Below are 19,724 nucleotides of genomic sequence, written 5' to 3'. Positions count from 1 at the left end.
GTCCATCCGGTGTCGACTCAGACCGTGCGGATCGTGCCCCCGTCGATCACCATCTCGGTGCCGACGATTCCCGACGCGCGGTCGGAGACCAGGAAGCCGACGAGGTCGGCCACCTCTTGCGTCTCGGCGAACCTTCCGAGGGGGACGCCTCCGAGCGAGTCCATGACGCGCTGGACCGCGGCATCCCGGGTGATCCCGTTGGCTTCGGCGATCCGCTCGTAGAAGCCCTGACTGCCTTCGGTACTGATGCCTCCGGGGCTGACCGCGTTCACGCGCACGCCCTTCGGGGCGAGTTCGGTCGCGAGACCCTTGCTGTACGTGCGGAGCGCAGCTTTGGCCGCCGCGTAGGGGAGGGTCGACTCCCACTGGGGCATCTGGCGCTGGATCGACGTGAAGTGCAGCACCACGCCCGACCCTCGCGCGATCATGCCGGGGATGAGCGCGCGATCCAGGCGCACGGCACCCAGGAAGTTCAGCTGGAGCTCGGCGATCCACTTCTCCTCGGGCACCGCCGCGAAGCCGCCCGCCGGAGTAGAGGAGCCGCCGACCACGTGCACCAGGATGTCGACGCCGCCGACCTTCTGCATCTCGGCGGCGACGTGGTCGGTGCCGGCCGTGGTGGAGGTGTCGGCCGCGATGAAGCGGTCGGGGTAGGCGTAGCCCTGGGGCATCGAGCGGGCCGACACCCACACGTCGGCGCCCAGCTCGCGCAGGCGCTCGGCGACAGCGTGTCCCGTCCCCTTCGTTCCCCCGCTGACCAGCGTGCGGCGGCCGTCCAGTCGGTCGCGATCCGAGTTCGGCATGCGTGCTCCCCTTTGCGTCAGTTGCTGTCCTCCAGGACGGTAGCACGGATGCTGTCCCTGGAGACGGGAACCACCGAGGGTGCTTACGTGTCGAGGGGGCGGAGGCCGCGCTCCAGCATGCGCTCGCCCGAGGCGATGGCATCCTTCACGAATTTCGCCGTCAAGTCGGTGTAGGCCTGAACGTCTTGCTCGGACCATCCGTCGAGGACCTCGGCGATCATCCGGTCGCCGAGCGCGTACACACCATGGGCGGCGACTTCGCCGTCCGCGGTGAGGGCGATGAGCGTCGCGCGCCCGTCGGACGGGTCGGTGGTTCGCTCCACCCACCCGTCCGCCTCGAGTCGGCGGACGATCTTGCTGACGTACGACGCGCCCGTTCCCAAGACGTCGGCGAGAGCGGAGGGGCGCATCGGCCCCCAGGCCAGCAGGTGGCGGAGCGTGGCGTGCGCCGGCTGGTCGATGACCTCGCCGCTCTTCGCGAGGATCTCGCCCTGGAAGCGGGGGGAGTCCCACAGCAGGATCAGCGCGCTGAGGTTGGCCAGCAGCTCAGAGCGGTACGGGAAGTCGCTCGCGCGCCGCGGGCGCGACGCGTCGAGGTCTGCATCAGTGCCCATGGGTCGATCGTATCGAGCGCCTGCTGTCGCATAGGACACCATCGGGAATATGTCTCGTGGGACAGTAGTTGGGTTTAGTGTCCTGTACGACAGTTTCATCGAAAGGCAAACGCCATGAGCACCACGCTGCAAGAAACCGAACTCCCCGCCGCCGCCCAGGGCTTCGTGGACGGATGGCAGGGAGGGGATGCCGACAAGGTCGCCGCCCTGTTCACCGTCGACGCCGTGGTCTCCGACCAGGGCGAGACCTTCCGCGGTCTCGACGAGATCCGCGGCTGGATCGACGGGTCCATCCACCTCTTCACGACCACGCTGACCTTCCTCGGCGCACGCGAGGTCGACGGAATGGTCGGGGCGTCGTACCGCCTCGAGGGCGACTTCCCCGGCGGCGTGGCGGAGCTGGAGTACCAGTTCCACGTCTCCGAGGACGGGAAGATCGAGCGGCTCGACTTCGCCCCGCCGGCGTCCTGAGCGGCGAAAGGGCCCCGCGCGAACGGATCGCGCGGGGCCCTTTGGCATCCAGTGCTCAGTCCTGGAGGAACGGGTAGTCCGTGTATCCGCGCTCGTCGGGGCCGTAGACCGACGCCTGGTCGACCTCGTTCTCGTCGGCGCGCGCTGCCAGCGGGTGACGAGGTCTGGGTTGGCGATCGCGGGGCGTCCGACGGCGACCAGGTCGGCGATGCCGTCGTCGATCGCCTGGACGGCCTCGTCGCGGGTCGTGACGCGCGAGAGCCCGGAGTGNACGATGAACGTGCCACCGAAGGCGCGGCGGAGGTCCTGGATCAGCTCGCTCGCCGGGTCGTGGTGCAGCACGCTGAGGTACGCCAGACCCAGGGGCGCGAGTCCGGCGATGAGCGCCTCGTACGTCGCGCGGGTCTCGGCGTCGTCCTTCTCCCAGACGTCCTGGATGTTGTGGGCGGGGGAGATCCGGATGCCGACACGGCCGGCGCCGATCTCGGCTGCCACGGCCTGCGCGACCTCGATGACGAAACGAGCGCGAGCTTCGGGCGACCCGCCGTAGCCGTCGGTGCGCTGGTTCGACGCGGGGGAGAGGAACTCGTGCAGCAGGTAGCCGTTCGCCGAGTGGAGCTCGACGCCGTCGATTCCGGCATCCACGGCTCGGCGGGCGGCGGCGACGAACTCGTCGCGGACGGTCGCGAGCTCTGCGGTCTCGAGCGCGTGCGGCACGGGGAAGGCGACCTTCGAGCCGTCGGCGAGGCGGGTCTCGCCCTCGATCGCGATCGCCGAGGGGGCGACGATGCGGTCGGTGCCGGTGATGCCGGTGTGCGAGACGCGTCCGCCGTTCATGAGCTGCATGAAGACAGTCCCGCCCTCGGCGTGCACGGCATCCGCCACCTTCGCCCAGCCGGCCGCCTGCGCGTCGGTGACGATGCCCGGCTGGCCCGGGTACGCCTTCGACTCGGCGCTCGGGAACACACCCTCGGTCACCAGCAGGCCGATGCTCGCGCGCTGCGCGTAGTACGTCGCGATGAGGTGTCCGGGAACGCCGTCGGCGCTCGCGCGCAGGCGGGTCATCGGGGCGAGCGAAACGCGGTTGCGGACGTCGACGGCGCCGACGGTGGTGGGGCTGAACAGGCTCACGCGGGTGTCCTTTCGTGGGGGAACAGGGCCGCGTGTTCCCAACCCGCTGCGTGTGGCGGGTATTCCTCATCGTCGGCGGGAAGAGCGGAGGAGAAACGGTGAGCGGAGGACGGATGCCGCCCGATTCGTCCTCCGCACGCGGAATCTCCTCCGCTCGCACTGCCCCGCCGGCCGTACGATGGTGCCTCCCGAGCCCCACCGGAGGACCGCGCGATGACCGAGAACCCCCTCGCCCACCGGCTCGACTACACGCTCGCCGAACTCGACGACCGCGCGCTCGCCGCCTCGCCGATCGCGCTGTTCCAGCGGTGGCTGGCCGACGCCGCCGACCTGCCCGAACCGAACGCGATGGTCGTTTCGACGGTGGATGCCACCGGCGCACCGACCTCGCGCACGGTGCTGCTGCGCGGAATCGACGATGACGGCGCGTTGTGGTTCTTCACGAACCGCGAGTCGCGGAAGGGGCGCGCGCTCGCCGGGAACCCGGCGGTGTCGGTGCTTTTCCCCTGGTACGCGCTGCAGCGGCAGGTCATCGTGCTGGGCACGGCGACGCCGTTGGCCGCCGAGCGCGATGACGCGTACTTCGCGTCGCGCCCGCGCGGTTCGCAGCTGTCGGCCTGGGCGAGTCACCAGTCGGAGACCGTGGCATCCCGAGCCGCTCTCGACGAGCGGATGGCCGCCGTCGAGGCGCGGTTCGGCGACGACCAGCCCGTGCCGCGGCCGCCGCACTGGGGCGGATACCGCATCGAGCCGCACGAGATCGAGTTCTGGCAGGGGCGCCCGTCGCGGCTGCACGACCGGATTGTGTTCACACGCGACGGCGACGGCTGGGTGGCGGTGCGGCGGCAGCCGTGAATCCCCGGTGAGGCATTGCCACCGAGGTCAGTCGGACGCGGCGTCGACCACCAGCGAGTGCCACGTCTCGAACGTCAGGTTCGATGCGCCGGCCGTGTCGCCGGCGGCGAGGAGGGCGATCAGCCGCTCGTGACGTTCGAGCGACTCGCGGCCGTGCTCGATGAAGCGCACGCGTTCGGCGCGGCGCACGACCGGACCGAACTGGTCGAGCACGGACTCGATCGCGGTGTTGCCGAGGGCCGCCACTGGGATGCGATGGAAGGCCTCATCGGCATCCATCGCCGCCGGAATGTCGCCCGCGTCGAGAGCTTCGGCGAAGCGCTGATTGGCCTCGCGCATCCGCTCGATGTCGGTCTCGTCGACCGCGGCGCCCTGGACCGCGAGCAGGTGCATCGCCGCGACGACGTCGCGCGCGTCGCGCACCGCCTTCGCGTCGATCGTGCTGACGGTTGTCGAACGGCCGGGCTTCGCGACCACCAGCCCGGACGCGCCCAGGCGCAGCAGGGCCTCCCGCACCGGCGTCCGGCTGACGCCCAACCACTCCGCGAGTTCGGCGTCGCGTAACTGCTCGCCGGGCTCGAACGTCCCGTCGACGATCGCGTCTCGCAAGCGCCGGAAAACGTCGTCGCGGAGGAGCGAGCGGTCCACGCCCGGAACCTGCTGAGGAATCGGCATGCAATATATTGCGACGCCTTCGCGGTGGGAAGCAAATCAGGGACCGCGGTGTTGACTCCCGTTGGATATGCAATATATTGCGTATCACTGACGTTACAAGCCATGTCGTCACCGACCCCGGCTCCGCGAGAGCCGCACCTGAAAGGCAGAACCATGACCGAGCAGGACATCACCAACGTCGTCCTCGTCCACGGCGCATTCGCTGACGGATCCGGCTGGCGGCGCGTCTACGACCTGCTGACCGCGCGCGGTTTCCGCGTGTCGATCGTGCAGAACCCGCTCACCTCGCTCGAGGCCGACGTCACGGCGACCACGCGTGTCCTCGACAAGCAGGACGGGCCCGCGATCCTCGTCGGGCACTCGTGGGGCGGCACCGTCATCACCGAGGCCGGCGTCCACCCCAACGTCGCCGGACTCGTCTACGTCTCGGCGATCGCCCCCGACGCGGGTGAGTCGTCGGGTCAGCAGTACGAGGGCTTCGCGCCGACCCCCGAGTTCGTCATCGACGTCGCCGACGACGGCTTCGGCTTCCTCAACCGCGACGCATTCCACGCCGGATTCGCCGCCGATCTGAGCGAAGAGGATGCCGCGTTCCTGGCGGACAGCCAGGTGCCGGTGGCCATGTCGGTCTTCGGCGAGGCCGTGACGAACGCCGCGTGGCGCGACAAGCCCAGCTGGGCGGTCATCGCCACCGAGGACAAGGCCTTCGACCAGGCGATGCTGCAGCACATGGCCAGCCGCATCGGGGCCGAGATCACCAACGTCCCCGGCAGCCACGCGCTGTTCATCTCGCAGGCCGAGACGGTCGCCGACGTGATCGCGACGGCCGCGCAGGCGGTCGCTCGCTGACCCACCCTGGGGGTGTGTGCCGCGTCAGATCCGCGGTACCGCCCCGCCGGCGACCCACGCCCGCAGCACGTTGAGGCGTGGTTCGTCGAGGCCCACGACGTCGACCGTCTTCACGCCGCCGATGCCATCGGCATCCTTCCGCCGGGATCGGCGGGCGATTCCGTCGGGCATCCGATGGGCGGTGAAGTCGAGCGTCGAGTCGACGACCACGACCTCATGGCCCGCGGGCAGATCGCGGGCGCGCTGGATCAGCGCCTGCACCTTCCAGTGCTCCCACAGCACGTTCGGTCCCACGTCGACGGGGTCGGTGGTCGGGGCGGCGGGGAGCTCAGTGGCATCCGGGAATCGGACCGTCTCGGCGAGACCGAGGTGCTCCGCGAGGACGCGCAAGGCCTCGGGGTCGGTCAGGCGGCGGGTGTGCCAGACGATGTCGGCGCCCGCGGCGGCCAGCTCGCGGATGCCGTCGACGATCGGGAGGCGGAAGAAGAACCGGCCGTCGGGGGTCACCGCGCCGTCGTCGGGAACCGGGAGCGGCGCGTAGTCCCGATCTTCTCTGAACGCCGTGTAGGCGCGGTCGCGGGAGTCGATCTCGACGAGCAGGACTCCCTCGACGCCGAGCAGGATCGTGTGGCGGGTCATCCCCGCAGTCTGCCAGGAGGCGTCCGGTGGGGGAGGAGATCCGGGGACCGGAGGATGGATGCCAGCCCGAGGCGCCTCCGCTGCCCGAATCTCCTCTGCTCGCCCGGGGCCGGCAGCGACCCCCGATTTTGTTGCCCGCGCCAACTTACCTCTTGCGCTCGATGCCGAACGTGGTTTAGCTTTGCCGTCGAAGCGCTTCCCGGAAGCGCATCGACAAAGCTACGAAGGAGTCGCGATGGCCAAGATCGACGAGGTCGCCCGTGCTGCGGGCGTGTCGATCAGCACGGTCTCCTACGCGCTGAGCGGCAAGCGTCCGGTGTCGGCCGAGACGCGCCGCCGCATCCAGGCCGCGGTCCACGAGCTCGGGTACAGCCCGAACGCCGGTGCCCGCATGCTCGCCGGCAGCCAGACGAACATCTTCGCGCTGTCCGAGCCGCTGCGCGCCGACAGCCACGCGCCGAGCCACATGGCGTTCATGCACGCGATGACCGTCGCCGCGCGCCGCAAGGACTACGACATGCTCCTCCTCACCGACGAAGACGCGTCGGCGGGCATGAAGCGGGTCGCGGCGAGCGGACTCGTGGATGCCATCCTCGTGCTGGACGTCGCCCCGGACGACCCGCGTGTCGAGATCGCGCGCTCCAGCGGCATGCCGACGCTGTTCGTCGGCATCCCGAACGACCACGACGACCTGGTGTGCGTCGACCTCGACTTCGAGCGCGCGGCCATCGACGCGGTCGACCGGCTCGCCGACGCCGGGCATCGCGAGATCGGGCTCATCGGCGGGTCGCGGCGCGCGTACGAGAAGTCGAACTTCCCGCCCCGCGTGCGGTCGGCCGTCACGGATCGCGCCACCGAGCGCGGGATGAACGCGCGGGCCGTGGCATCCGGGGAGGTCGTCACCGATCGCGCGCACGTGCGCGCCTCGGTGCGCGAGTTCGTCGCCGCGGGCGTGACCGGGATCGTCCTGCACGCCCCGGAAGAGGTGCTGCAGGTCGTGCTCGTCGAACTCGCCGCGCTCGGCAAGAGCGTCCCGGACGACGTCTCGATCGTGTCGGTCGGCAGCAGTTTCGACACCGACACGCTGCCAACGCCGGTCGACTCCATCCCGCTCGTACCGCAGAGCTCGTGCGAACTCGCGGTCGACCTCGCCATCGAGCTGATCGCCGGTCGGCCCGTGGCATCCGGTCTCCATCTCATCCCACCGACCTACCTGGACCGCGGCTCCGTCGCCGCGGCCCCTTCCGCCTGACCCTCCCAACTCCACAGCCTGCGTCGTTCGTCCGTTATCGAAGCGCTTCGACAGCTTTTCGACACCGGCATCGACGCATCCGCCCCCGCTAGCGGACACCCATGAACCAGCGGATCACAGTGAAAGGAGTGCCAACGATGGCACGCACGAACGCACAACGACGCGCGACCCGAGCCCTCGCGGCGATCGGCTCGGTCGCCGTCGCCGCCCTCGCCCTCTCCGCCTGCAGCGGCGGCGGAGGCGGAGACGCCGGCTCCACCGACGGTGCGGGCAAGACCCTCACGCTCTGGCACTACGAAGGTGCCGACAGCGCGATGGCCAAGGCCTGGAACGCCGCCATCCCGATCTTCGAGGAGAAGACCGGAGCGAAGGTGAAGGTCGAGGAGAAGTCCTTCGAGCAGATCCAGAAGACCGCCAGCCAGGTGCTCGACACCGACGCCGCGCCCGACCTCCTCGAGTTCAACAAGGGCAACGCGACCGCAGGCTTCCTCGCCAGCACGGGCCTGATCGCCGACATCAGCGACGCCGTCAAGGAACACGGATGGGATGCCAAGCTCGCCCCGTCGCTGCAGACCACCGCGAAGTACACCTCCGACGGCGTCATGGGCGGCGACACCTGGTACGGCGTGCCGAACTACGGCGAGTTCGTCGGCGTCTACTACAACGTCGACGCGTTCAAGGCCGCCGGCCTCGAGGTGCCGAAGACGTACGACGAGTTCGTGAAGGTGCTCGACGCGTTCGTCGCGAAGGGCATCACGCCCCTCGCCGAGGCCGGCGCCGAGTACCCGCTCGGACAGCTTTGGTACCAGCTCGCGCTGACCAAGGCCGACCGCTCGTGGGTCGACGACTACCAGCTGTACAAGAACCCGGTCGACTGGAACGGCACCGAGGTGACTTACGCCTCGAAGACGCTGAAGGACTACGTCGACAAGGGCTACATCGCCAAGGACGTCTCGTCGGTCAAGGCCGAGGACGCCGGTGTCTCGTTCATCAACGGCACCTCGCCGATCTTCGTGTCGGGCTCATGGTGGTACGGCCGCTTCGCCTCGGACGCGAAATTCGACTGGACCCTGTCGGCCTTCCCCGGCTCGAAGCTGTCGCTCGGATCGTCGGGCAACCTCTGGGTCGTGCCGGAGCGCTCGAAGCAGAAGGACCTCGCGTACGACTTCATCGACATCACGATGAGCCCCGAGATCCAGGCGATCATCGGCAACAACGGCGGCGTTCCGGTCGCGGCGAACACCGCGGACATCACGGATGCCAAGAGCAAGGAGCTCATCGACACGTTCAACGGCATCCTCGAGGACGACGGTCTGTCGTTCTACCCCGACTGGCCCGCGCCCGGCTTCTACGACGTGCTCGTCCAGGAGCTGCAGGGCCTGGTGACCGGCAGCCAGGATGCCGCGACCACCGACACCAACCTCGGTAAGAAGTACGACGAAGGCACGGCGGACTTCCGCTGATGGCTCTTCTGACCCGTCCGGCTGCTCGGGTGGCACTCCCGCCCGAGCAGCCGGCCATCCCCCAACGCAGCGGCGGCACCGCCGGGTACTGGCTGTACCTGCTGCCCGGCTTCGTGCTGCTGCTGGTGATCGTGGTCGTGCCGCTCGTGTGGAACGTGTTCCTCACCTTCACGAAGTGGCGCGGCGTCGGCGACCCCGAGTTCATCGGCCTCGACAACTGGGTGAAGCTCCTCGGCGACGAGGACTTCTGGACCTCCTTCACCAACTCGGTGTGGATGGTGCTCGCGATGGTCGTCGTGCCCACGGTCGTCGGGCTCGCCCTCGCGGCGCTCCTCTTCGACGTCGTGGGTCGCAAGTTCGGCGGCAAGGTCGGCAGCTTCCTCCGCGCGACCTACTACCTGCCGCAGATCCTCCCGGTCGCCGTGGCCGGCATCGTCATCGGCTGGATCGTCCGGCCCGGCGACACCGGTGCCCTGAACCAGATCCTGGGCGGGCTCGGCATCCCGTCGTACGACTGGCTCGGGCAGATGCCCTCGGCGCTCATCGTGCTCATGGTCGTGCTCGTGTGGGTGCAGATCGGGTACCCGGTCGTGGTCTTCATGGCCGCGTTGCAGCGGGTCGACCCCGAGCTGTACGAGGCCGCCGAACTCGACGGGGCCAACTGGTTCCAGCGGTTCACCGCGATCACGGTCAGCATCATCCGCCCCGAGATCTTCGTCGTGACCCTCACGTGCACGATCGCGGCGCTGAAGGTGTTCGGCCCGGTGTACGTCATCACGCAGGGCGGGCCCGCGGGCTCGACCATCGTCCCGGCGTACTACGCCTACCTCGAGTTCTTCACGAAGCGGAACGTCGGCTACGGCGCGACGATCGCGACGGTGCTGACGATCCTCGTCGTCATCGTGTCGATCGTGTTCATCCGCGTGCAGACCTCGCTCGAACGCAAGGAAAGGGCCGGACTGTGACCGCCACCGCCGTCATCACCACGGGACGCGCGCAGCGTCGCGGCGCCCGGGGCGGCATGACCCGCCGTCGCCCGGTCGACTGGCTGCTGCTCGCACTCGTCGTCGTCGGGGCGCTGCTCGTGCTCGCGCCGTTCTACCTCGTGCTCGTGAACTCGTTCAAGTCGCCGGTGGACTACGCGACGTCGGGGCCGCTCGCCCTGCCGCAGCAGCTCGACTTCGCCGGGATCATCGACTTCTGGAACCGCGTCGACTTCCCCCGCAAGGTGGGCAACTCGATCCTCATCTCGGGCGTCGTCGCGCTGCTCGCGGTGCTGATCTCGGTGCTGAACGCCTTCGCGATCGGCATCGGACGCGTGCGGGGCCGCACCGGGATCGTGCTGCTGTTCCTGCTCGCGAACCTGCTCCCGCAGGAAGCGCTGCTGTACCCGCTGTACTACATGTTCAAATCCGTCGGACTGTACGACAACGTGCTGTCGGTGATCATCGTGTTCACGGTGATCCAGGCGGCGTTCGGCACGTACCTGCTGTCGTCGGTCTACGGCACGTTCCCGCGCGAGATCCTCGAGGCCGCCGCGATCGACGGCGCGACGCGATGGCAGATCCTGTGGCGGGTCGTCTTCCCCATCAGCCGCCCGACGCTGTCGGTGCTCGTCATCTTCTTCTTCATCTGGACGTGGAACGAGTTCCTGATCCCCCTGACGTTCCTGGCATCCAATGACAACCAGACCGTGCCCGTGGCCATCAGCGTGCTGCAGGGCGACCGACTGATGGATGTCACCACGATCAGCGCGTCGGCGCTTCTGGGGATCATCCCGACGCTGATCTTCTTCCTCATCTTCCAGCGCACGCTGACACGCGGCATCACGGCAGGAGCAGTCAAGTAATGAAGTTCACCGATGGTTTCTGGCTCATGCGGCCGGGCGTCACCGTCGACTACGCCGCCGAGGCGTACGACATCGAGCGGACCGACACCGCCGACGGGCCGGGGCTGGTCGTGCACGCGCCGACGAAGGTCATCGCCAAGCGCGGTGACGTGCTGAACCGCAGCGTGCTCACCGTGACGCTGTCGTCGCCGCTCGACGGCGTCGTCCGGGTGCGGATCGTGCACCACGACGGCGCGCGGCGGTCCGCGGGCTTCGCGCTGCCGGGGGCGGTCGTGGGCGGCGGGTCCGTCGACGTCGCGGGCGGCACGCTCACCGCCGGCCGGCTCACCGCGCGCGTGACGCCGGGAGCGCCGTGGGACCTGGCGTTCGAGGTCGACGGGCGGCGGGTCACCGGGAGCGGCCACCGGTCGCTGGGGCGTGTGAGTCTCGCGGACGGGGCGGACGTCGAGAGCGGCGTGATCTCCAACGCCGGAGCGGACACGGGCGTGCCGTTCTCCCGGCACTTCGTGCACGAGCAGCTCGACCTCGGCGTCGGTGAGACGATCTACGGCCTCGGCGAACGCTTCGGACCCGTCGTGAAGAACGGCCAGACCGTGGACATCTGGAACGCCGACGGCGGAACGTCGAGCGAGCAGGCGTACAAGAGCGTGCCCTTCTACGTGTCGTCGGGTGGGTACGGCGTGCTGGTGAACGACCCCGGACACGTGTCGTTCGAGATCGGGTCGGAGAACGTCGAGCGCGTGCAGTTCTCCGTCTCGGGCGAGGCGCTCGAGTACTTCGTCATCGCCGGACCCACCCCGAAGGACGTGCTCGAGCGCTACACCGCGCTGACGGGGCGGCCGCCGGTCGTGCCGGCGTGGTCGTTCGGCACGTGGCTCACGACGTCGTTCACGACCGACTACGACGAAGCGACGGTCAACTCGTTCATCGACGGGATGGCCGAGCGCGACCTGCCCCTGTCGGTGTTCCACTTCGACTGCTTCTGGATGCGCGAGTTCAACTGGACCGACTTCACGTGGGACGAGCGGGTGTTCCCGGATCCGGATGCCATGCTCCAACGCCTCCACGACCGCGAGCTGCGCGTCTCGGTGTGGATCAATCCGTACATCGCGCAGCGCTCGCCGCTGTTCGCCGAGGGTGTCGCGAACGGGTACTTCGTGCGGCGTCCGGACGGCACGCCGTGGCAGTGGGACCTGTGGGTGCCCGGCATGGCGCTCGTCGATTTCACCAACCCGGATGCCGTGCGCTGGTACCAGTCGTACCTGCGGCGCCTCATCGCGCAGGGCGTGGACTGCTTCAAGACCGACTTCGGCGAGCGGATCCCCACGGACGTCGTGTACTTCGACGGCACCGACCCCGAGCGCATGCACAACCTGTACGCGCAGCTCTACAACGCTGCGGTGCACGAAGTGCTCGTCGAGGAGCGCGGCGAGGGGGAGGCCGTGCTCTTCGCGCGGTCGGCCACGGCGGGCGGGCAGACGATGCCCGTGCACTGGGGCGGCGACAACTCCTCGACGTTCGCGTCGATGGCCGAGACGCTGCGCGGCGGCCTGTCGCTCGCGTGGAGCGGGTTCTCGTTCTGGAGCCACGACATCGGCGGGTTCGAGGGCACGCCCGACCCCGCCGTGTTCAAGCGCTGGGTCGCGTACGGGATGCTGTCGTCGCACAGTCGCTTCCACGGATCGGACTCGTACCGGGTGCCGTGGGCGTTCGACGACGAAGCCGTCGACGTGACACGGCAGTTCTCACGCCTGAAGCTGCGGCTCATGCCGTACCTCTACGCGGCGGCGCGCGCGGCCGCGGCGACGGGCGTGCCGGTCATGCGGCCGATGGCGCTGGAGTTCCCCGAGGACCCCACGACGCTGCACCTCGACCGGCAGTACATGCTCGGCCCGGACCTGCTCGTGGCGCCGGTGTTCTCGGCATCCGGTGACGTGACGTTCTACCTGCCCGCCGGGGAGTGGACGCACCTGCTCACGGGTGAGCGCGTGACCGGCGGCGGCTGGCGTCGCGAGACGCACGGCTTCGACTCGCTGCCGCTGTATGTCCGGCCCGGTGCGGTGCTGCCGTGGGGCGCGCGGGACGACCGCCCCGACTACGACTACCTCGACGGGCTCACGCTGCGCGTGTTCCCGGGGGGCTCGGGCATCGCGGAAGTCACGGTCACAGCTCCCGACGGGCGGGCGGAGACGTTCCGCGTGGACCGCGCGGAGGTGACGGAGTAGGGCCCGACGTACGCTGGCGGCATGCTCACCGTCGGGTCGATCGTCATCCGTGTCGATGATCTGCACGCCCAGATCCGGTTCTGGTCGGCGGCGCTCGGGTATACCGTGCGGGAGCCCATCGACGACGACTTCGCGCTGCTGCACGCGGCAGACGGCGCCGGGCCGAACCTGTCGCTCGACGCGCAGCGTTCGGAACGGGTCCTCCCGCCGCGGATTCACCTCGATCTTTACGCCGACGACCAAGCGGCGGAGGTACGTCGACTCCTGGCGCTCGGCGCGACGGAGGTGCACTGGGCTGGCCGGCCGGATGACGCGGACTACGTGATCCTGCAAGACCCCGAGGGCAATCGGTTCTGCGTGATCGACATGGCATCGTGATGGTTCCCCTCCGTGAGGTCGCGCCGGACGTGCTCGCCGCCACGAGCTGCGTGATGCAGACGAACACGACGGTGGTCGTTGAATCCGGTCGGGCGTTGCTGATCGATCCCGGATGGTTGCCCGACGAACTCGACGCGCTCGCCGCCGCGTTGCGGGAGCGGGGGCTGACGGTCGCCGAGGGGTTCGCGACCCACGCGCATCACGATCATCTGCTGTGGCATCCCTTCTTCGGCGATGTGCCGCGGTGGGCGTCGGCGCGGACGGCTGAGCTCGCGGTCGTCGAGCGGGACGCTCTGGTCGCCGCGCTCGGGTCGGAGTTCCCCGCCGAACTTGTCGAGCTGATGGGCCGGGTGGATGCCGGCTCCCCCGCGTTCGACGTCGAACTCGTCGTGCACGATGGGCACGCTCCGGGGCACACGGCGGTCTGGCTGCCGGGGCCGCGGGTGCTCGTCGCCGGCGACATGCTGAGCGATGTCGAGTTGCCGTTGCCGTTCGATCCGGACGACGTTCCGGCGTACGAGCGGGCGCTCGACGTGCTGGAGCCGTTCGCGCGCGCGGCGCGGGTGGTGATCCCGGGGCACGGTTCGGTGGGCTCGGATGCGCTCGCGCGGCTGGAGGCCGACCGACGGTACCTCGCCGACGTGCGGGAGATGGGAGAGTCGCGCGACCCGCGCCGCGCGAACCCGGGCATGGCGGAGGAGTACGAGCGGCTGCGGGTGCTGCTGGGGTAGATGCCCAGCGAGGGCTCGTGGGCTCGCGGGCTGTGCCCCGCTCTGGCGTCAGGTACGCGCGTCTTGTGCGCGGTCCTGGGGGCCGGCCCCAGCGGGCCTTTGCGGGCGCGTCGCCCTCGCTCGCCGTGAGGGGCGCGCTGCCCCCGGGCCCCTCTGCTGGGCGCGCCACCCGCGGGGCTCCGCCCTGCCGGAGCGCACCTGGCTCGGGCGGCCGCGCCGGCGCGTGCACTCGCCTGTCCGCCCGGGCGCGCTGACGCACGGTTTCAGAGCGGCGCTGGTTCGCGTTCATGGCCGGCAGGGTCTGGCGGTTCGGTTGGGGGTGGCGGGTCGGTCGCGGGTGGCGGCGGTGGGGTGGGGTCGTCGGGGAGGAATCTGACTGCTGGGGAGTACGGGAGGGGTTCGTCGATATAGACGCGTCCCGTCGGCGAGGTCCACTCGAGGACCCCGGTGGGGAGTTGTCGGACCGTCCAGCGGGTGAACTGTTTCTGGGTGTGGTGTCTTTGACACAGGTGCGCCAGGTTGGTGACGTCGGTGGGTCCGCCGAGGGCCCAGTCGTGGGTGTGGTCGACTTCGCAGCGCACGGCCGGGGCGACGCACCCGGGCCATCGGCAGTGGCGGTCGCGGGCGCGGAGGTGCCGATCGATCGCGGTGGTCCGCTGGTACGTGTCGGTGCGGAGCACCTCCCCGGTGACGGGGTGGGTGATGACCCGGTCCCAGGGGACCGGGGTGGCTTCGGCCAAGGCGCGGGCGGTGCCGGCGTCGATGGGTCCGTGGCCGACGAGGTCAGCGGGATCGGAGTTCTCGGTCCCGGGGCGCAGCATCGTCAACGCCGGGACCACGACCTGCACCCGCGCCCGGATCGTACCGAGGGTGCCGGGGCCATCGTCGCTACGGGTGGGGTCGGCATCCGGTGCAGCCGTCAGCAGCAGATCCGCGAGGATGTCCGCGCGCACCTGATCGGCGGTCCGGGTGTCGCCCGTTCTGGTGTCGAGCGTTCGAATATCAGGGATCTGCGTGTCGGGCGCGGCAGTCGTTGCGGCGCCACTGGTGCCACCGCGTTCGTCACCACTCTCACGGCTACCCGCGGGTTCTCCCGTTGAGGCGTCACCGCGCCCGACATCTCGTCGCATGTCGATGATCGCGGCGCTCTGTTGCACGAGCCGGTCGTAGATCCCCACCGCCAGCACCGTCGGGAGCGTCGCGATCAGGTCGGACATCCCGTCCTCCCCCGGCACGACGCGCACGCACCGTGTTTCGCGGCCGCGGTGGTGCCGTTCGGTCAGGGTCGTGGGCTGCAGCGACTCCGCCAACGCGGCCAGACGGGCCTTCAACCGTCCGGGGCTCAATCCGTCGGCGGTGGCGACGGCGAGCACGTCGAACTCGCCACGCCGCTCCGGGGGCAGGGGTGTCCCGGCATCCACGATCACCCGCACATGCGTCCGCGTGAGGGCCCCCGCCTCCCACGCGTCCAGGGTGACGGGGAAGTCGTCGGCAAGGGTCATCGCCCGCCCGATCTGCGCCTGCACACTCCGATCCGACACGCACTCCGCGGCCGCGATCTCGGACGCGACTTCCCGCAACGCCAACTCCGCCGCTCTCCCCGACGCCCGCACCCCCGCGGACGCGTTCAGGGCGAGGCGGCCTGCGCGGGCCAACGCCCGCGTGCGTCGGGCTTCGGCGGAGGCGAGTTCGGCATCCGTTCCGCGCACCTCGACCAACACCGCCGAGAGAGCGGAAGCCCCCTTATCGGGCGGTGTCGGAACCGGATCGAAAGACATGTGTGCATGCTAGCGACGGCCTCCGACATCGAACCCGGCCCACGAGCCGAAATGGGGACAGATCCGCCGCGTCACCCGATGTGTAGAAGGGGTGCGGCGTCTGTGGATCCGTGGAAATCGCCAGCGACCTTCGATTTCCGTAGCAGGAAGCGCTGCGGGTGAAGTCTCGAAGACTCACGGTCCGGCCTATTCACGCGCCGGTGCGCCCTCCCAGCGGCCGCGACCACGCGACCTCGCGCCCCAGTTGCCCGGTTCGCTGGAACAGCCGCACTTGATGCGTATCAGCGAGTGCCGCGGCGAGTTCGTCGCGGTCGGCGGGTTCGAACCCCAGGCTCTGCCAGAACGGCCCGGAGCGGCGGCTGAAGAGCCAGGCCGTGCGCGCCCCTTCCTCGGCGGCGCGCGTCAGTGCGAAGCTCGCGAGGGCACTGCCGCTCCCGCGGGAGCGATGCGTCGGCCGAACCGCGACGCTGCGGATCAGCGCGTGATGACCGTCGCCGCTGATCTCATACCCGGTGCTGCCGACGATCGCACCAGTCTCATCGCGCTCCACCCACAGTCGCACGCTCGGTGCGTCCAGGCCGCTGAGCGTGAGGTCAACCGACTCGAGAAACGCCGTCAGCGCCCCGACATCTTCCGGACGGCACCGCTCGAGATCCACCAATCGAGTCAAGCACGCATGCCGTTCGGGTTGCGTGCCCGCGCCCGCCCTCACCATTCGGCACGCAGCGGGAGGGGATTCGGGGAGCGGAGGATGGATGCCGGGCGGATGGCCCTCTGCTGGCCGGATTTCCTCCGCTCGCGGTGGGCCGTGGCATCCGGGTTCCGGCTCAGCACTGGTTTCGGTACGCACTGCGTGCGGCCTTCTTGACGTCACGCGACGGGAGGGGATTCGGGGAGCGGAGGGTGGATGCCGGGCGGATGGCCCTCTGCTGGCCGGATCTCCTCCGCACGCCCGGGGCGCCGCGGCATCCGCGCGCAACGCCCCGCCCACGCGACCACCCCAGCGCGCCCCGCCGTCCCCGCAACCACGGCATCGCCCCCGCGACCACCCCAGCGCGCCCGCCGCCCCCGCAACCACGGCATCACCCCCGCAACAACCCAGCGCCCCAGCGCCCCCGCGCCCCGCGCAAAACCGCCCCTGAACACACCCCCGCCCCGCGGCATCCACAAGACACCCCGGGGCGGGAACGGCCGCGAGCGATAACAGCGCCCGCGCGGACGATGCTGCGAGCGGTTACAGCGTCCGCGCGAAGGGGTCGAAGCCCTCGTCGAGCAGCGGCACGGGCGCCACGGTGCTGCCGATCTCCAGCGTCTGGCCGGTGGCGGACGACTCCTCGGCCGACAGCATGACGTCGAGCACGTGGAAGCCGAGCTCGCCGGTCGCGACGTGGGGGCGGTCGGCGGCGATCGCGCGGGCCATGTCGAGCACGCCGAGTCCGCGGCCGACGACGACGCCCTCGTTCGGGATCTCGATCCACTCCTGCTCGGTCTTCATACCGTCGCGGAAGACGCCGAGGGGCTTCACGTACGCGATGCGGCCCTCGAAGCGGTTCGGATCGGCGAGCAGGATCGTGCCCTCGGATCCGTGGATCTCGACGACGCCGTGGCGCTCGAGCGCGGAGTCGAAGCTCAGCAGGTGCGTGCCGTGCTGCCCGGCCGCGAACGACGTCAGCACCTGCACGGTCGACGGAACCTCGACCGGGAACGTCTCGCCGGCGCGCGGGCCGGTGTGGATCGTCCGCTCGAGACGCGGGCGCGAGCCGCGCGCGGTGACCGCCGCAATCGGACCGAGCAGGCTCACGAGCGCCGAGAAGTAGTACGGCCCCATGTCGAGCAGAGGTCCGGCGCCGCGGGCGAAGAGGAACGCGGGATCCGGATGCCACAGGTCGGGCCCCTGCGTCTGGAACGACGTCTGCACGAACAGAGGTTCGCCGATCACGCCGCCCTGGATCGCGCGCTTCGCGGTCTGGAATGCGGGTCCGAGCAGCGTGTCGGGGGCCGAGCCGATGCGGACGCCCGCGGCATCCGCCTGCGCGAGGAGCGCGCGGGTCGCGTCGCGGTCGAGGCCGATGGGCTTCTCGGTCCACACGTGCTTGCCCGCCGCGATCGCCGCCGACGACACCTCGACGTGCACCTGCGGGATCGTGAGGTTCACGACCAGGTCGACATCGGGGTTCGCCAGCACGTCGTCGGGCGTTCCGGCCGCGGCGACGCCGTGTTCGTCGGCCTTCGCGCGGGCGCGATCGGGCAGCAGATCGCCGACCGCGACGACGTCCACGTCGGGGAACGACGTGAGGTTCTCGAGGTACGTCTGGCTGATGACGCCGGCGCCGATGACGCCGACTCCGAGCGGCCGGGTCATGCGACGAACCCGCCGTCCTTCAGGAACGCCAGGCTCGCGGCGATGTCGGCGAACACGTCGCCGGGCGCGCGGTCGTACTCGATGACGGCGAACTCGATGCCCGTGCCGGCGCGCAGCGCTTCGGCGAGCGGCACGTCCGCCGTGCCGGCGTGACGCTGGTCGAGGGTCGCGGACGACATCTCCCCGGCATCCGGTCCCCACGGGTTGATCGTCGGAACGACGCCGTCCTTCACGTGCACCGCGGTGAGGCGGTCGCCGAGCTTCGCGACGAGCGCGGGAACGTCCTGGCCGCCGGTCAGCGCCCAGAACAGGTCGAGCTCGAGCTGCACGCGCTCGTCGGTGAGCTCCACGAACCGCTCGTACGCCGTCTGGCCGGCGAAGTCGGCCACGAACTCCTGCGCGTGGTTGTGGTAGCCGACGCTCAGGCCGAAGGTCGCGGCGACGTCGGCGGCGCGGTTGAGGCGCTCGGCGATGTCGGCGACGCCCTCTTCGGTGAGCCAGCGGTCGGGCGAGACGAACGGGTCGATGACCGTCCGGATGCCGATCGTCGCGGCCGCCTCGAACACCACCTCGGGCGCGGGCGTGGGGATCGAGCCGTCCGGCGTCCACAGCTCGTCGCTGAGCAGCGGGGCGTGGCCGGTGGGGGAGGCCAGGCCGCTGGCATCCAGGGCCGCCCGGATCTCCGCGGGACGGTCGACGAACGCGAACGCCTCGACGTTGCGGAGGCCGAGGCCGGCGAGCTTGTCGAGCGAGCCCGACATGTCGGCCGAGAACTCGGATGCCAGCGCGTACAGCTGCACCGAGGCTTCGGGGAGGGAGGTGGTCATCGGAGTCCTTCTACAGGTCGTCGTTGAGGGCCGAAGGGGCCGTGCGGCCACTCTAACCTCCACGTGGAGGTTACGCTAGCCCCGACGGATGCGAGAAGGTGGGCGGATGAGCGAGGATGCCACGATCGGCCGACCCGGCCAGCGGCGCCGCGGAGTCGAGCGACGGCAGGAGATCCTCGACCGCGCCATCGAGGTGTTCCGCCGCCGCGGGGCGGACGGCACGTCGCTGCGCCGCATCGCCGAGTCCATCGGCGTCTCGCACGCCGCGCTCCTGCACTACTTCGACTCGCGCGAGCAACTCCTCGTCGCGGTGTACGACCACGCCGCCGCGAAGCAGCACGAGGAGGAGGTCGCGCACCCCACCGAACCCGGCGTCGAAGGCATGATCGCCGCCGCGACCGCCAACGTCGAGGTGCCGGGGTTCGTGCAGCTCTATTCCACGCTCGTCGCCGCCGCGCTCGAGGCCGACAGCGGCGTCGGCAAGGACTACTTCACGACCCGTTTCGAGCGGCTGCGGGCCGAGCTCGGCGAGACGTTCCGTGTGCAGCAGGCCGAGGGCCGCATCCGCGACGACGTGCCGCCCGACCACCTCGCGGCCCTGCTCATCGCGGCATCCGATGGTCTGCAGATCCAGTGGCTGCTCGACGCGTCCGTCGGCCTGAGCGACACCTTGCGGACGTTCGGGATGCTGCTGCAGGCGCCCGCCGACCGCTGAACCGCAGCGGGCGGCATCCCGTGTCCCAGTTTGTGCAGGTTTTTGGGGCTGTGGCTGCACAAAGTGGGACATGCGGCGTGGGGTGGGCTGCGGCGTCGGGTGGGGGG

The 19,724-nt window shown here is 70.1% G+C and carries 19 protein-coding genes and 1 pseudogene; 11 read left to right on the top strand and 9 right to left on the bottom strand.

Annotated elements, in window-relative coordinates; all coding sequences use genetic code 11:
- Positions 1–17 precede the first annotated feature (17 nt).
- Positions 18–803, bottom strand: a complete 786-nt coding sequence (locus tag I5G_RS04225; protein WP_022877948.1) for an SDR family oxidoreductase — start codon at positions 801–803, stop codon at positions 18–20.
- Positions 804–886: 83 nt separating this feature from the next.
- The gene (locus tag I5G_RS26685) at positions 887–1,417 is read right to left on the bottom strand and encodes a MarR family winged helix-turn-helix transcriptional regulator (RefSeq protein ID WP_022877947.1); all 531 of its coding nucleotides are present in this window, start codon (positions 1,415–1,417) and stop codon (positions 887–889) included.
- A gap of 114 nt (positions 1,418–1,531) precedes the next feature.
- Between I5G_RS26685 and I5G_RS04215 the strand changes: the two genes are divergently transcribed.
- Positions 1,532–1,888, top strand: coding sequence for a nuclear transport factor 2 family protein (locus I5G_RS04215; RefSeq protein WP_022877946.1), 357 nt, complete (start codon positions 1,532–1,534; stop codon positions 1,886–1,888).
- A 55-nt stretch (positions 1,889–1,943) separates the two neighbouring features.
- Here I5G_RS04215 and I5G_RS20495 read toward each other — a convergent pair.
- Positions 1,944–3,019: pseudogene (locus tag I5G_RS20495) on the bottom strand (alkene reductase).
- A gap of 213 nt (positions 3,020–3,232) precedes the next feature.
- Between I5G_RS20495 and pdxH the strand changes: the two are divergent.
- Complete coding sequence (pdxH, locus tag I5G_RS04205) at positions 3,233–3,874, top strand: pyridoxamine 5'-phosphate oxidase (RefSeq protein ID WP_022877945.1); 642 nt, start codon at positions 3,233–3,235, stop codon at positions 3,872–3,874.
- A gap of 27 nt (positions 3,875–3,901) precedes the next feature.
- On the opposite strand, the gene I5G_RS04200 is transcribed toward pdxH, so the two are convergent.
- Positions 3,902–4,549: a GntR family transcriptional regulator gene (locus I5G_RS04200; RefSeq protein ID WP_022877944.1), complete on the bottom strand. Its 648-nt coding sequence runs from the start codon at positions 4,547–4,549 to the stop codon at positions 3,902–3,904.
- Between the two features lie 153 nt (positions 4,550–4,702).
- Between I5G_RS04200 and I5G_RS20490 the strand changes: the two genes are divergently transcribed.
- Positions 4,703–5,398, top strand: a complete 696-nt coding sequence (locus tag I5G_RS20490) for an alpha/beta fold hydrolase (RefSeq protein WP_022877943.1) — start codon at positions 4,703–4,705, stop codon at positions 5,396–5,398.
- Between the two features lie 24 nt (positions 5,399–5,422).
- Here I5G_RS20490 and I5G_RS04190 read toward each other — a convergent pair whose 3' ends face one another.
- Positions 5,423–6,037: a hypothetical protein gene (locus I5G_RS04190; RefSeq protein ID WP_022877942.1), complete on the bottom strand. Its 615-nt coding sequence runs from the start codon at positions 6,035–6,037 to the stop codon at positions 5,423–5,425.
- Positions 6,038–6,272: 235 nt separating this feature from the next.
- Here I5G_RS04190 and I5G_RS04185 point away from each other — a divergent pair, with 235 nt between their 5' ends.
- From I5G_RS04185 to I5G_RS04155, 7 genes are all read left to right on the top strand, one after another.
- Positions 6,273–7,289, top strand: coding sequence for a LacI family DNA-binding transcriptional regulator (locus I5G_RS04185; RefSeq protein WP_022877941.1), 1,017 nt, complete (start codon positions 6,273–6,275; stop codon positions 7,287–7,289).
- Between the two features lie 137 nt (positions 7,290–7,426).
- Positions 7,427–8,752 carry an ABC transporter substrate-binding protein gene (locus I5G_RS04180; protein ID WP_022877940.1) on the top strand — a complete coding sequence of 442 codons (1,326 nt, stop codon included), beginning with the start codon at positions 7,427–7,429 and terminating at the stop codon, positions 8,750–8,752.
- The gene (locus I5G_RS04175) at positions 8,752–9,717 is read left to right on the top strand and encodes a carbohydrate ABC transporter permease (protein ID WP_022877939.1); all 966 of its coding nucleotides are present in this window, start codon (positions 8,752–8,754) and stop codon (positions 9,715–9,717) included. The genes I5G_RS04180 and I5G_RS04175 overlap by 1 nt, the downstream gene beginning before the upstream one ends.
- The gene (locus I5G_RS04170; RefSeq protein WP_022877938.1) at positions 9,714–10,601 is read left to right on the top strand and encodes a carbohydrate ABC transporter permease; all 888 of its coding nucleotides are present in this window, start codon (positions 9,714–9,716) and stop codon (positions 10,599–10,601) included. Before I5G_RS04175 ends, I5G_RS04170 begins: the two co-directional genes overlap by 4 nt.
- Complete coding sequence (gene yicI / locus I5G_RS04165; protein WP_022877937.1) at positions 10,601–12,826, top strand: alpha-xylosidase; 2,226 nt, start codon at positions 10,601–10,603, stop codon at positions 12,824–12,826. The genes I5G_RS04170 and yicI overlap by 1 nt, the downstream gene beginning before the upstream one ends.
- A 21-nt stretch (positions 12,827–12,847) precedes the next feature.
- Positions 12,848–13,204, top strand: a complete 357-nt coding sequence (locus tag I5G_RS04160; protein WP_022877936.1) for a VOC family protein — start codon at positions 12,848–12,850, stop codon at positions 13,202–13,204.
- Positions 13,204–13,935, top strand: coding sequence for an MBL fold metallo-hydrolase (locus I5G_RS04155; protein WP_022877935.1), 732 nt, complete (start codon positions 13,204–13,206; stop codon positions 13,933–13,935). Before I5G_RS04160 ends, I5G_RS04155 begins: the two co-directional genes overlap by 1 nt.
- Before the next feature lie 263 nt (positions 13,936–14,198).
- On the opposite strand, the gene I5G_RS20485 is transcribed toward I5G_RS04155, so the two are convergent.
- The 4 genes from I5G_RS20485 to I5G_RS04135 form a co-directional block, all read right to left on the bottom strand.
- On the bottom strand, positions 14,199–15,713 hold the full coding sequence (locus I5G_RS20485) for an HNH endonuclease signature motif containing protein (protein ID WP_022877934.1): 1,515 nt from the start codon (positions 15,711–15,713) through the stop codon (positions 14,199–14,201).
- 190 nt (positions 15,714–15,903) lie between these two features.
- Positions 15,904–16,371, bottom strand: coding sequence for a GNAT family N-acetyltransferase (locus tag I5G_RS04145; RefSeq protein WP_022877933.1), 468 nt, complete (start codon positions 16,369–16,371; stop codon positions 15,904–15,906).
- A 576-nt stretch (positions 16,372–16,947) separates the two neighbouring features.
- Entirely contained in the window at positions 16,948–18,075 is a 1,128-nt protein-coding gene (locus I5G_RS04140) for a Gfo/Idh/MocA family protein (RefSeq protein WP_022877932.1), read from the bottom strand.
- Positions 18,072–18,902, bottom strand: coding sequence for a sugar phosphate isomerase/epimerase (locus I5G_RS04135; protein ID WP_022877931.1), 831 nt, complete (start codon positions 18,900–18,902; stop codon positions 18,072–18,074). The genes I5G_RS04140 and I5G_RS04135 overlap by 4 nt, the downstream gene beginning before the upstream one ends.
- Before the next feature lie 106 nt (positions 18,903–19,008).
- On the opposite strand from I5G_RS04135, the gene I5G_RS04130 reads away from it, so the two are divergent.
- The gene (locus I5G_RS04130) at positions 19,009–19,617 is read left to right on the top strand and encodes a TetR/AcrR family transcriptional regulator (RefSeq protein ID WP_022877930.1); all 609 of its coding nucleotides are present in this window, start codon (positions 19,009–19,011) and stop codon (positions 19,615–19,617) included.
- The last annotated feature ends 107 nt before the right edge of the window (positions 19,618–19,724 follow it).

Origin of the sequence: Microbacterium sp. B19 (genome assembly GCF_000333395.1) — a bacterium.
Lineage (GTDB): Bacteria > Actinomycetota > Actinomycetes > Actinomycetales > Microbacteriaceae > Microbacterium.
Note: the sequence above shows the minus strand (reverse complement) of the source record. Positions and strands in the feature narration are given on the sequence as shown.